General features: G+C 39.6%; 11 protein-coding genes. 5 read left to right on the top strand and 6 right to left on the bottom strand.

What is annotated here, in order from left to right; all coding sequences use genetic code 11:
- Window positions 1–6: 6 nt before the first annotated feature.
- The 3 genes from EMK97_RS11035 (at window position 7) to EMK97_RS11025 (ending at window position 4,339) form a co-directional block, all read left to right on the top strand.
- Window positions 7–750, top strand: a complete 744-nt coding sequence (locus tag EMK97_RS11035) for an HAD family hydrolase (RefSeq protein ID WP_130602144.1) — start codon at window positions 7–9, stop codon at window positions 748–750.
- A 135-nt stretch (window positions 751–885) separates the two neighbouring features.
- On the top strand, window positions 886–3,060 hold the full coding sequence (gene uvrD / locus EMK97_RS11030) for a DNA helicase II (protein WP_130602142.1): 2,175 nt from the start codon (window positions 886–888) through the stop codon (window positions 3,058–3,060).
- 22 nt (window positions 3,061–3,082) lie between these two features.
- On the top strand, window positions 3,083–4,339 hold the full coding sequence (locus EMK97_RS11025; RefSeq protein WP_130602140.1) for a diguanylate cyclase: 1,257 nt from the start codon (window positions 3,083–3,085) through the stop codon (window positions 4,337–4,339).
- A 39-nt stretch (window positions 4,340–4,378) separates the two neighbouring features.
- Here the strand turns inward: EMK97_RS11025 and rarD are convergent, their stop codons facing one another.
- From rarD to EMK97_RS10995, 6 genes are all read right to left on the bottom strand, one after another.
- Complete coding sequence (gene rarD, locus EMK97_RS11020) at window positions 4,379–5,308, bottom strand: EamA family transporter RarD (protein ID WP_130604464.1); 930 nt, start codon at window positions 5,306–5,308, stop codon at window positions 4,379–4,381.
- Window positions 5,309–5,631: 323 nt separating this feature from the next.
- Window positions 5,632–6,315 carry a DUF2982 domain-containing protein gene (locus EMK97_RS11015; protein WP_130602138.1) on the bottom strand — a complete coding sequence of 228 codons (684 nt, stop codon included), beginning with the start codon at window positions 6,313–6,315 and terminating at the stop codon, window positions 5,632–5,634.
- A 152-nt stretch (window positions 6,316–6,467) separates the two neighbouring features.
- Window positions 6,468–8,084 (bottom strand): methyl-accepting chemotaxis protein, encoded by a 1,617-nt coding sequence (locus tag EMK97_RS11010; RefSeq protein ID WP_130602136.1) that lies wholly within the window; start codon window positions 8,082–8,084, stop codon window positions 6,468–6,470.
- Between the two features lie 94 nt (window positions 8,085–8,178).
- Window positions 8,179–8,592: a type 2 periplasmic-binding domain-containing protein gene (locus EMK97_RS11005; RefSeq protein ID WP_130604463.1), complete on the bottom strand. Its 414-nt coding sequence runs from the start codon at window positions 8,590–8,592 to the stop codon at window positions 8,179–8,181.
- A 12-nt stretch (window positions 8,593–8,604) separates the two neighbouring features.
- Window positions 8,605–9,711 (bottom strand): porin, encoded by a 1,107-nt coding sequence (locus tag EMK97_RS11000; RefSeq protein WP_130602134.1) that lies wholly within the window; start codon window positions 9,709–9,711, stop codon window positions 8,605–8,607.
- A gap of 335 nt (window positions 9,712–10,046) precedes the next feature.
- Window positions 10,047–10,502: a thioesterase family protein gene (locus EMK97_RS10995; RefSeq protein ID WP_130602132.1), complete on the bottom strand. Its 456-nt coding sequence runs from the start codon at window positions 10,500–10,502 to the stop codon at window positions 10,047–10,049.
- Between the two features lie 140 nt (window positions 10,503–10,642).
- Here EMK97_RS10995 and recQ point away from each other — a divergent pair, with 140 nt between their 5' ends.
- On the top strand, window positions 10,643–12,466 hold the full coding sequence (gene recQ / locus EMK97_RS10990; RefSeq protein ID WP_246028764.1) for a DNA helicase RecQ: 1,824 nt from the start codon (window positions 10,643–10,645) through the stop codon (window positions 12,464–12,466).
- Between the two features lie 3 nt (window positions 12,467–12,469).
- Window positions 12,470–12,646: a hypothetical protein gene (locus EMK97_RS19050; RefSeq protein ID WP_170176748.1), complete on the top strand. Its 177-nt coding sequence runs from the start codon at window positions 12,470–12,472 to the stop codon at window positions 12,644–12,646.
- The last annotated feature ends 2 nt before the right edge of the window (window positions 12,647–12,648 follow it).

Genomic DNA, 12,648 nt, shown 5'->3' with positions numbered 1-12,648 from the left:
AAGCGTGTGAAATTTTATCGTCGTTTATCGCCAATAAAGGCGATCAGTTTTGATCTGGATGATACCTTGTATAGCAATGGACCTGTGATGGCGGCTATCGAGCAAAAGATGATAGCCTATTTTGCAAAGCTGCTACCTGAGTATAGCCAAGTATTTGATGCGGCATTTTGGTTTGCTTTTAAAAAGCAGGCGATAAAGCAGCAAAGTGATTTAGCGCATGATGTTGTTATAGTGCGCTATGAAAGTTATCGCTTAGGTTTGTTAGCGTTAGGGAAAAGTGATGTTTTTGCCAAGGCACAAGCTAAGGCGGCGCTTGATTATTTTATTGAATTACGTAGTGATTTTTCTTTGCCAGAACAAAGCATGCAATTACTGGAGTGCTTAAGCAAACGTTATCCACTCGCGGCGATTAGTAATGGTAATGTTGATACCAATACCTTAGGTATTGCTAAGTATTTTCAACAGATTTATCACGCTGGTTACCAACAACGTCAAGGTGTTGAGGTAGTTGAATCGAGCTTACTAAAGCATAAACCTGCACAAGATATGTTTGCTGTGGTTTGTCAAAACTTAGCTATTGCCCCCCATGAACTATTGCATGTCGGTGATTGTGGTAATGCTGATATTTTTGGTGCCTTAAGTGCTGGTTGCCAAACCGCTTATCTGCCTCAGTATGGTGTTGGTAAGGCACTAAAACAATTGCCTCATATTGAACTTGCCTGCCTGTCCGACTTGACCCGCCTTGTTTAACACGCCCTTATTTTACTCCGTAAATAATACTGTATATAATGCCAGTCTTGTGGCTGGCTAGCAGCATGGCTTAACTCTAACTTGTATTGCTCAATTAAGTAGCATAACTAATGCATAATTAAGGTGTACTCTCTTATGGATGTTTCCGAACTACTTGACTCTCTTAACGATAAGCAGCGTGAGGCGGTTGCAGCACCTAAGCAAAATATGTTGGTGTTGGCTGGTGCAGGCTCAGGTAAAACGCGGGTTTTGGTACATCGTATTGCCTGGCTGATGCAAGTTGAAGGTATTTCTTCACATAGTATTTTAGCGGTGACTTTTACGAATAAAGCGGCAGCTGAAATGCGTGCTAGGGTTGAGCAAACCGTAGGTGGTAATACCCATGGCATGTGGATAGGTACTTTCCATGGTTTAGCACATCGCTTATTGCGCATGCACTTTCAAGAAGCTAACTTACCGCAAAGCTTTCAGGTACTTGATAGTGACGACCAATTACGTTTAATCAAACGCATTATTCGTTCATTAGAGCTAGATGAAAAGAAATGGCCTGCTAAGCAGTTTGTTTGGTATATCAATGGTAAGAAAGATGAAGGCTTAAGGCCGCAGCATATTGATGCTCAATTTGACCCAAGTGAAGCTGTGTTTGTGAAGGTCTATAAAGCCTATCAGGAAACCTGTGATAGAGCGGGTTTGGTTGATTTTGCTGAGCTTTTACTTCGAGCACACGAGCTGTGGTTGAATAATCCTGAACTGTTAAGCCATTATCAACAGCGTTTTAGCCAAATTCTGGTGGATGAATTTCAAGATACCAATGCTATTCAATACGCTTGGTTAACCATGCTAGGTAAAGCGCGCAGTAATGTCATGATTGTCGGTGATGATGATCAATCAATTTATGGCTGGCGTGGGGCAAAAATAGAGAATATTGAACGCTTTACTCGCGAATATGATGATGCGCAAACGATACGCTTAGAGCAAAATTATCGCTCGACTGCCAATATCTTGAATGCAGCCAATAAACTGATCAGTAATAACAATAATCGCTTGGGTAAAGAGTTATGGACGCAAGATGATGCCGGCGAGAAAATTGCTATTTATACTGCTTTTAATGAAATCGATGAAGCGCGTTTTATTAGTGGTCGTATTAAACAATGGCGTGATGAAGGCAAAAAGCTTGATGAAGTAGCGATATTATATCGCTCAAATGCGCAATCACGCTTGCTAGAGGAAGCTTTGTTGCAAGGGCAGTTGCCGTATCGTATTTATGGTGGTCAGCGCTTCTTCGAGCGACAAGAAATTAAAGATGCTTTAGCCTATATGCGCCTAATTAATAATCGTGATGATGATGCCGCTTTTGAACGTATTATTAACACACCAACCCGTGGTATAGGTAACCAAACCGTAGCCTTAGTGCGAGATGCTGCCCGTAGCGGTGAAACTACCCTTTGGCAGGCATGTAAGCAGATGCTGCACAGCCAGCAACTAAAAGGGCGTAGCGCTAAAACCATAAGCGCATTTATTGAATTAATTGAGCAACTTGAGGATGACTCAACTAACTTAGATTTAGACCAACAAGCTAATTTTATTATTCAGCATTCTGGCCTTAAAGCTATGTATCAAGCAGAAAAGGGTGAGCGAGCCGCACAGCGTATTGAAAACTTAAATGAATTAGTGACCGCTTGCCAAACGTTTGAAAGTGATCCTGAGTTGGTTGAAGAACAAACCCCGCTAACGGCATTTTTAACTCATGCTGCCTTGGAGTCTGGCGAGTCTCAAGCGGATGAATATGAGCCAGCGGTGCAGTTAATGACAATGCATTCAGCTAAAGGTTTAGAATTCCCGCTAGTGTTTATTGCTGGTCTTGAAGAGGGCATGTTTCCATCACAGCAATCGGTTGAAGAAATTGGCCGTTTAGAAGAAGAAAGACGTTTGTGTTATGTCGGCATGACAAGGGCCATGCATAAACTATACTTATGTCATGCAGAAAGTCGCCGCCTATACGGACAAGAGAAGTTTCATAAGGCGAGTCGCTTTTTACGCGAGTTACCTGATGATTGCGTCGAAGAGATTCGCATGCAAAGTCAGGTCGCTAAACCCGCCACTAAAGGTAGGTTCTCATCAACAATAACCATGGAAACATTCGCAAATACAGGATTTAGCTTGGGGCAACAGGTAATGCATGCTAAGTTTGGTGAAGGTGTTGTACTAAACTATGAAGGTAGTGGTGCACAAAGCCGTATCCAAGTAAATTTTGCTGATGTTGGCACTAAGTGGTTAGTGGTTGAGTATGCAAATTTACAAGCAATTTAGCAGTTAACAGTAGGGTAGAAATATGACTAGGCGTTTATTGGTAGTTGAAGATAGTAAACCGATAGCTACGGTGATTAAGCAAATTGCGCAATCACTTAAGTATGAAGTGGTTATAGCGACTAGTTTGGCTCAGGTAGAAGAACTTCTTTCGGTTGATACCGATTTCTTCGCGGCAACTATCGATTTTGCTCTACCTGACGCTCATGATGGTGAAGCCATTGCCTGTGTGCTTTCCCATGGTATTCCAGGCGTGGTGATGACAGGTAAAATGGATGAAGATACCCGTCAAAAAATCTTAGCGCAGCCGGTTATTGATTATATTCCAAAAGAAAACAGCCAAGCTTTTTTATATTTAAAGCGCATTTTGCATTGGCAGATTACCAATAGTGATAATGCAATTTTAGTGGTCGATGATTCATCGTCAGCGCGTAATCATGTGGTTGAATTGCTTAAGCGTCGCAATTTTAGTGTCTTTACCGCCAACAATGGTGTACAAGCGCTCGAAAAGCTAGCGCAGCATAAAAACATTAAAATGGTGATTACCGATTTAGAAATGCCAGAAATGGATGGTATTGAGCTGACCAATGAAATCCGCAAAAAATATTCTCGTGAACAATTAGCAGTGATTGGTATTTCTGGAGCTTCTAATGGTATTCATTCGGCGCGCTTTATTAAGAATGGTGCCGATGACTTCTTGCGTAAGCCATTCTGTCCAGAAGAATTCTATTGTCGTATTACCCAGAATATCGAGAGTTTAAATAATATTGCTAAAATTCAACATGCGGCGAATACTGACTATTTAACCGACTTAGCGAATAGGCGGGCATTTTTCCGTAGCGCTGAACAGCGTATTAATGAGTATATTAATAAGAAAGTACCTTATTGCTTAGCCATGTTAGATATCGACTTTTTTAAGAAGATTAATGATCAATATGGTCATGATGCCGGTGATCAGGTGTTGAAAGTACTCGCGCTTTATATGCGTAAGCATTTTGGCTCAGGGTTAACTGCGCGCTTAGGCGGTGAGGAATTTGCTGTTTTACTACATGGTATAGATACCGATAACTTGTATAACCGATTAGATGATTTTAGACGTGAAATAGCGGTAGCTAATATCCCTATTGGTGAGCACCATTTATCAACGAGTGTTAGTTTAGGTGTAGTATTTAGCAGTGATGAGCCATTATCAAAGCAAATGAGTGAAGCCGATCATGCTTTGTATTTAGCGAAAGAAAATGGCCGTAATCAAATTATGATTGCTGGCGGTGAAGAACACTAGTTTACACCTTTCAGGTAAGAATATGATAAAGCGCAGCCGTTATGGTTTGCGCTTTATTTGTTTTAGCGAGTCTAAACTATAAATACATAGTGCTGACCAAATAAAAATAAAGGTGGTTAACTCAGCCATTTTTAAGGTTTCTTGATAGTAAAAGGTCGCTAACAAAAACATAATACTTGGCCCTAAATATTGGAAAAACCCTAAAGTAGTGAGCGTTAAGCGTTTGGCTGCTGCGGTAAAACAAAGTAACGGCGCAGTAGTAACAATACCCGCCATGATTAAGGTGAAATTAAGCGTGCTACTGTTATTTAGCAAGTTACTTGTGCTGCTTTCAACAAATAAAAACCAGTAGGTTAAGGCGATTGGCAACATTAATAAAGATTCAATCAAAAGCCCAATAAATGAATCCACTTGTAATTTCTTTCTCAGTAAACCGTAAATACCAAAGCTACCAGCAAGTGCTAAAGAAATGAGTGGTAAAGAGCCGATGGTGATCAGCTGCACTAAAACGCCAATAACCGCTAAGGCAACCGCTATGGCTTGATTTCTCTTAAGCTTTTCCTGAAAAAATATCATGCCTAAGGCAACGTTAAATAAAGGGTTAATGTAATAACCTAAACTAGCATCTAATAGATGATCATTATTAACTGCCCAGATAAATAAGAACCAATTTACTGCGAGAAAGCTTGCTGATAAACCTAAATTCAACATGACTTTAGGCTGCTTACATAAGGCAATAAATTGCGACCACTTTTTCATGACGATAACTAAGATCAGTAGAAACACACAGGACCAAATAACTCTGTGCATTAAAATTTCACCTGCGGCAATTTCTGTCAGCAACTTAAAGTAAATCGGTGCAAAGCCCCACAATAAATAAGCGCCTAAGGCATTAAATACGCCTGAGTGAGAGCTGGTACTATCCTTAGCTAAGTTTGTTGCTTGGCTTTGCTTGGCTGTTGAGGTCATGAAATGGTGTGAATATGAAAGCATTTGATTGTGCTAATGATAGCATGACAAATTTGTCCCGCGTTAAGAATTGCTTGTTATTGACTAAAACGAAGCGATTGCTGCTGTAAAGAAATATTGCGCTTAAATGTAAGTGATACGCTCCCAGTCATGAATTTCTAGCAGTTATTTTTACTGACTTCTACGTTACTTTGAAGTGAAATAGCTAGCTATTCCTAATTCAAAAAGCCTTGAATTCAGGAAAAAATATCTGGCTAGAAATCAAAAATATATAACTTGTTTATTTGGTGAGAGTTGGCACTATTTCTTATGCAAACCTGATGTTAAGTACTATGATAGTGTTGACTATGCTGTTTGCATTGTCGCAATAACTGATTAAATGCCGGCAAATCTCTATCTAAAGAAGAGGCTGGTAGATACAAATGAAAGCCAAAAGCATCATGGAGATTTTTACTGTGATGGAGAAAAGCCGCGATTGGCCCTTTGATTAATTCTCCAGAAGCTAATTGGTATGGCTCAAAACAAATGATGCCACGTTCAAAAGGAATAAGCTGATAACGAACAGCAAAACTGATTAAAGGCTTTTGCTCATGAATCAATTTATTGGCTAAGCGTGGTGATATTTGCTTGGCTAACATGTCAATATCAAGCAACTTTATACCAATATAGGCAAGCTCTACTTGTTCTAAGCCAATGGTTTCTTTAACTAAATCAAAGCGCTGTATTTGCTGCCAGCTAATTTGCCATTGGCCATTTCTATGTTGATAACTGAGGTAGTCTGGGCTGAGTAAAATACTAAAGGCAGGCTCTGATAATTTCGCCAAGCCAGTGATAGCAAACACCAGAGCGGTTAAGTAGCTAAACATAAGTACTAGCTTGTGTTCTTGCCAAAATAGCTGACTGAGTAACAGTGTTATACCTGCTATTAAGGCAGCTACAACCATAAGAAAACGACCATGTTTATTGGTGTGTGCTTTAATACGTATTACAGGGTTTTGCTGTGTCATCTTGCTATAGCTTTTTCGGGGAGGATACTGAACTACAACTGACTAAAGCTGAGGCTATATTGAATAAGATAAATGTTGGTTTGCTCGCTAAATAGTCTCCTTAACAAGCAAACCATAACAACTTAGTTAATCAGCATCAACGCTTGTTATATTTAAACAACAAATTTAGAGGTGGCTTGTCCTATTTGTAAAGCATTACCATCTAACTGCTGGGCAACTTCACCTATCTCTTCTACAGCCGTGGTAGTAGAAGCAAAGCTGCTATACATATCTTCGATATTATTGACAACGGTTTCTGCTACGCTAGATTGCTCCTCAGTTGCAGTGGCAATTTGCGTATTCATAGAGCTGATATGGCCTATTTGCTCTTTGATGTTGCTTAATGAAGTATCGACATTTCTAGAGATTTCCTCATTACTACTGGCTTTTGTGCTAGCAAGCTCCATTGAGTTTACCGATTGGTTTGCTGCGGAAATCAGTTTATCTAGTAGTTCACGAATTTCCGTAGTTGAAAGGGCTGTTCTTGAAGCCAAACTACGTACTTCATCAGCAACTACGGCAAAGCCCCGGCCTTGTTCGCCAGCTCTAGCAGCTTCAATCGCCGCATTAAGTGCCAGTAAATTAGTTTGCTCGGCAATGCCATTAATGACATCAAGGATCTGATTCATATTTTGTGAATCTGTCGCTAGCTGATTGATAACAGCTGAAGCATTATTAATTTCTTCTGATAACTCTCCTGATATATCTAAAGAGCGTTGTACGTTTTTCATACCTTGATTTACTTCATCTTCACCTTGCCCAGCAGCGGATGCTGCTTCAGCGGCAGATTTGGCAATATCGGTTACACTGTGTTGCATTTCAATCATAGATTGCTTAGTTACTTCAGCAATTTCAGTTTGATTTTTAACATTGTTATCCACTTCACTTACTTTAAGTGATAATTGCTCAGCACTTTGTGTTAGTGGTGTGACAACGTCAACAACCTCTTTTACTATGCCGCGTAGTAGTTGTGTAAACTTATTAAAGTGTTGTACTACTGAGCCAAGTTCATCTTGACTGACGACATCGATTTGCTTGGTTAAATCGCCTTCTCCTTCTGCTAGAACGCGAAGTGATGAAGCAAGCGAAACCACAGATTTATTAATAGATTTAGCTATTATTATGCTAAGTAGCGTCATAAAGGCTAATAAGATAATGCCTACGGTAATACTTAAGGTTTGTGAGTCATTAGAGTTTTCAACTGTTTGTTCAACTAGGCTGTTAAAGAAAGCGGCAGCCGTTTCTTTGTCTTTAGTTAGCTGTTTTTGCACATTGCTAAAAATATCTGTTTTGCTTTGAATATTTGCTTGGGCTGATTGAAAGTCTAAGGTTTCATTGATAAAACCTTGGGAGATAGCTTTAGCTAAGTCATTATACTCATTCGCTAACGTTTTTAATTCACGGGTATTGGTAAAGTCACTTTTAAGATTGTTTATTTTATCTAAGTTTGTTGACAGTGCGCTAAAAAGCGCAGCGGCATCTGCGATTAAGTCTTCATCAGCAAATGAGACACTTTGGGTATAACTTTCATCAATACGTTGCCAAGTGGTGACATTTTCACTGGTTAAGTTAACTAAGTGAATTGCCGTATCTTGCATTGATTTAAGCAAGGTTTGGTTTTTGGAAATAGCAGAGATGTTAATGGATAAATTTATAATAAAGCTAAGCAGGGCAATAGCTAAGATGGTGTATATCTTGTACAGGATTTTTAACTTTCTAAAAAATTGCATTTTCAAGCCTTACCGTTTACTTTTTGATTTAAGAAAAGTGCAGTCCTTTGCAGGTGTCTGAAATGCTCACTCCCAAGCATTTACAAGTGCTCAACTAAAAAGTCGCAATAACTTTTACATCGCCAGTTACCTTATCGCTATTGATAAAGCCAATGGCATTGCTGTTGCTTTTTACGGTGCTTATCATTTCGCTATCACTGATGCTTTTAGGTGGTGTGCCTTTGCCAGTAAAAGCAAGTTTTGCCCAATAGGATTTGTATTGGCTGTTAGATTTACTTAAGGCGTTAAGTCGAAATACTTGTGTGTCATTGCTTCCGTCAGCAAGGCTAAACACTTCAACTTTATTGCCATCAGCAAACGATTTGCTTTTACCTAGAAAGATCTTCTTAATTTGACCTGCGCTAATATCATTATTATTAGCACTATTAACGATAACAGAAACTTCGGCAGTAGAAATAAAGCTAACGAGAGAAAATGTTATTGTTATAACGTATTTAAATAGTTTCATCACAATTATTCCTTAAAAAATTAAATCAACGCCGAAAGTTAACGACTCACTATCACCAGCTACTGCTAACCAGTAAGAGTTATCTTCTACTTTGTCATATTGCACCTTAAAAGCTGCTGAAGAGTGGAAGTCCCATCTTAAACCAACAGATTGTGTGTTGTGGTTTTCACCGTCTTCACCTTCTTGTTCAAACTCTGAGTAAGCAACAAAAGGGGTGAATTCTTGAATGCGATAACCAACAGTGATCATGCGCGAATCAAATTTTAAGGTTCTCTCAAATGAATATTCATCAATGGCTAAATGGCTTAACTCAGTTAATACGAATAAGTTTTCGAAGTCAAAGTTAAATGCCGCGCCATAGAAGGTACCGTCACGGTAATCATCTTCACCCCAGTATTTACGCTCGCCATCTACGTAACGCTCGTTGGTATATTGCATAGCGGTGAAGCGTGCTTCAAACCAGTCTTTACTGATATTAACAACACCACCTAGAATATCTTTCCAGATTTCTCGTGTTTCAACGCCACCAGAAAAGTAGTCGCCTAATAGCTTGTTGTCTTTGTCGTCTTCTTTACCGCCATATAAGTTAGCTGCTAAAGACCAGTCGCCAATGTCTGTGCTGTATAGTACATTCATGCCGGTGTAGTTAAAAATTTGCCAAGTATAGTTATCTGCTGAAGGGCGCATCCATACATAGGCATAGCCAACATCATAAAAGTCAGAATAGTAAAATAGTGGTAAACGTTTTTTACCTGCTTGTAATGTCCAGTTTTCATTAAGCTCATAAGAAATATAGGCCCATTCAAACTCTGGTTTCCACTCTTCAGTACCGCGCGCTACGATTTGTGCGGTAGCTGATAATCCATCCATTAGGTCTGCATCAAACTGTATGCCAAAAAGGCTTTCTGGTTCAAAGTCCCACTCTTCATTGTAAGCTGAGACATTAGGGTAATCGGCTAAAAATGTTGGCTCAATACCATAGTGCTCAACACCTGTACCGCTAAGCACCTTGCCAACATTAATACTAGAAAAGCCCGATATATTAACTTCTGCTAAGCTACAAGTGCTAATAAGGCAAAGCGATGCAAGACTTGTTTTTGCTAAGTTGGTTAGTTTCATTATGTTACTCTCATATAGATGGCATATTTCATGCCAAGGTTAAAAACCAATACTGCTTTACATTCGAAAATAAAGCGGCGCATATTGTATACGAAAAGGTTATAAAGTGTAGTTATTCTGTATTAAATGTAGTTTAAATATTTGTTAAATCAACAAAGTTCTGACACAAATCAAATAGGTGTTATCAGGATGATTCTTGAAGGTTAAGAATAGGTAGCAATTTTGTGTTCAAATGTAACTAAAATAAACTGTTTAAAAATCAATCAGTTTAAACAGGCTGTTAATGAGTTTTTTGACAGTAGAAAATAAAAACTTTTAGATGGAATTTTTTGTTATTACCCCACCATATAGGTGCCTGTGCCAAAGGCGATATGTTCGCCTTCCTCATTGTGTAACTCCATACGGGCAACCGCGACTTTGCTGCCACTACGTATAATATGCGCGGTGGCAATAAAGTGTTCACCGCGACCGGGTCTGAGATAATCGGTGCGCAAGTCAATGGTACTGAGCTTGCCTAAGCTTGAGGCGATTGTTTGTGGCGTGATTTCATCAAGCTGCTCTATGATATTGGCAGCCGCTACTGTGCCTCCTGCTAAATCCAGTGCCGATGCGGTTACGCCACCATGTAGTATTTTATGAATAGGGTTACCAATTAATTTATCTTGCCAAGCAAAACGTATTTCAGATGATTGTGCATCAAAGCGGGTTAGCTTGAAGCCAAGCAATTGATTAAAGGGCATATTGTTATTCCAAAAATCAATGATCTGTTGGTGCACTTGGTCTTGTTGCATAGGCTTACTCTATCTGGTCAGATGTGTTGTTGATTCAGACTAGCATGAATTTATCGCAAGACAAGCATTTTAATACTGGCTGTATACCTTAAGGCTGAGGTAAAATGACAGTAACCATGTCTGAAAACCAATGATCTCTTTTGACTAATCCCGTAATCACTGAAAATAATAGCGCTGATACGCAAGCGCAGCTATTAGAAACACTTAAACATCACTTTGGTTATCAGAGCTTTCGTACTGGGCAATTTGAGATCATCTCGCAACTTTTACAAGGGCGTGACTCGTTAGTTTTAATGCCAACCGGTGGTGGTAAATCATTATGCTACCAATTGCCTGCTGTGTTATTGCCTGGGGTTACTGTGGTGGTATCGCCGTTAATTGCCTTGATGAAAGATCAGGTAGACGGGTTAACACGACAAGCTATTCCAGCGGCATTTATTAATTCGACTCTAGAGCAGTCTGAAATTACTGATATTTTTTCCCGTATGGCTAAGGGTGAAATTAAACTACTTTATGTAGCGCCTGAGCGGCTAACGAATTATTACTTTTTGCAAAATCTGTCTGAGTTACCTTTAAGCTTATTTGCCATTGATGAAGCGCATTGTATTTCGCAGTGGGGACATGACTTTAGGCCCGCCTATACTAAGCTTGCCTGCTTAAAAGAGCATTTTCCTTATGTGCCAGTTATGGCATTAACAGCAACAGCTGATGTGACCACGCGCAAAGATATTTTAAATCAATTAGCCTTGCGTGACCCTTATATTCATTTAGACAGTTTTGATCGCGCTAATATACGTTTTACCTTGGCACAAAAATACCATGGTGAAAAGCAGCTGCTTGGCTATATTGGTAAACATAAAGAAGACAGTGGCATTATTTATTGCAATAGCCGCTGGCAAGTAGAGAAGTTAGCCAAGTTTCTAGCAAGTAGTGGCGTTAACTGTGCTGCTTATCATGCTGGATTAGAAAACGATATACGCAGTTTAGTGCAAGAAGGTTTTACCAAAGATAATATTCAAGTGGTGGTGGCGACCGTTGCTTTTGGTTTAGGAATAAATAAGCCCAATGTCCGCTATGTTATTCATTATGAGCCGCCAAGAACGCTGGAGTCTTACTATCAGGAGATAGGCCGAGCAGGGCGTGATGGCTTACCCGCAGAAGCGTTGTTTTTGGTGGATGATAAAGATATAGAACGTATTAAAAAACGGATAGCAGATGGTGATAACCCGCAACGGGTCAATGTAGAACTACAGCGCTTTGCTGCCATGAGCGCTTTTGTTGACGCACAAACTTGTCGTCGTCAGGTAGTACTTAACTATTTTGCCGAATTTACTAAAAAAGGCTGTGGTAACTGTGATATTTGTTTAGATCCACCAAGTCAGTTTGATGCGACAGTAGAGGCGCAAAAAGTGTTATCTTGTGTTTATCGTATTAATCAGCAAGGTGATATTAATCATGTAATTGCGGTATTACGCGGTGAAGAAACGGCAAAAGTTAAGCAACTCGATCATCATAATGTTTCTACTTTTGGCTTAGGTAAGGGAAAAACTCCCGGTTATTGGTATGCCATTATTGGTCAGCTGATACATTTAGGTTATTTGCAGCAAGATATAGAGCAGCAGTCGAGTTTGTGTTTAACAGAAGCGTCGCGTGCAGTGTTAAAAGCGACTGAGCCATTAATGCTGGCGAGTCCTCGCTTACAAAAAGCCAGTTATTGGCAGCAAAAAGCACCACAAAAAGGCTATGATCGTACGTTATTTGTCAAACTAAGAGAGCTTAGAAAAACCATTGCCGATGCTGAAGACATTGCACCCTTTATTGTCTTTAATGACGCCACCTTATCTGAATTGGCTCGAGTAAAACCACAGACTGAAGCGCAGATGCTCAGAGTAAGCGGTATTGGTGATATTAAATTAGCCCGTTATGGTCAGCCATTTTTATCTTTGATTAAAGAACATCAATAAATAGTGTTCAATCGCAGACAGTCTGTACTTAACCCCTTGTGCTTAGCTTGCTTGTTTAGCTATGGTTATGCCTCGATACAAACCAATGAGGTTAATAGTGAAGCGGTGGAATATCTGATAAAACTTGCTGACGATAATATGTATAAAGACAAAATAGCGAAAAAGCAGCTTAATCGTTAAGC

It is taken from the genome of Litorilituus sediminis (assembly GCF_004295665.1).
In the GTDB taxonomy this organism is placed as follows: Bacteria; Pseudomonadota; Gammaproteobacteria; order Enterobacterales; family Alteromonadaceae; genus Colwellia; species Colwellia sediminis.
Note: the sequence above shows the minus strand (reverse complement) of the source record. Positions and strands in the feature narration are given on the sequence as shown.

Excerpts from the sequence above, each read along its gene's own strand:
- uvrD (WP_130602142.1), top strand. The coding sequence starts at position 886 with ATGGATGTTTCCGAACTACTTGACTCTCTTAACGATAAGCAGCGTGAG.
- EMK97_RS11025 (WP_130602140.1), top strand. The coding sequence starts at position 3,083 with ATGACTAGGCGTTTATTGGTAGTTGAAGATAGTAAACCGATAGCTACG.
- rarD (WP_130604464.1), bottom strand. The coding sequence starts at position 5,308 with ATGACCTCAACAGCCAAGCAAAGCCAAGCAACAAACTTAGCTAAGGAT.
- EMK97_RS11015 (WP_130602138.1), bottom strand. The coding sequence starts at position 6,315 with ATGACACAGCAAAACCCTGTAATACGTATTAAAGCACACACCAATAAA.
- EMK97_RS11010 (WP_130602136.1), bottom strand. The coding sequence starts at position 8,084 with ATGCAATTTTTTAGAAAGTTAAAAATCCTGTACAAGATATACACCATC.
- EMK97_RS11005 (WP_130604463.1), bottom strand. The coding sequence starts at position 8,592 with ATGAAACTATTTAAATACGTTATAACAATAACATTTTCTCTCGTTAGC.
- EMK97_RS11000 (WP_130602134.1), bottom strand. The coding sequence starts at position 9,711 with ATGAAACTAACCAACTTAGCAAAAACAAGTCTTGCATCGCTTTGCCTT.
- EMK97_RS10995 (WP_130602132.1), bottom strand. The coding sequence starts at position 10,502 with ATGCAACAAGACCAAGTGCACCAACAGATCATTGATTTTTGGAATAAC.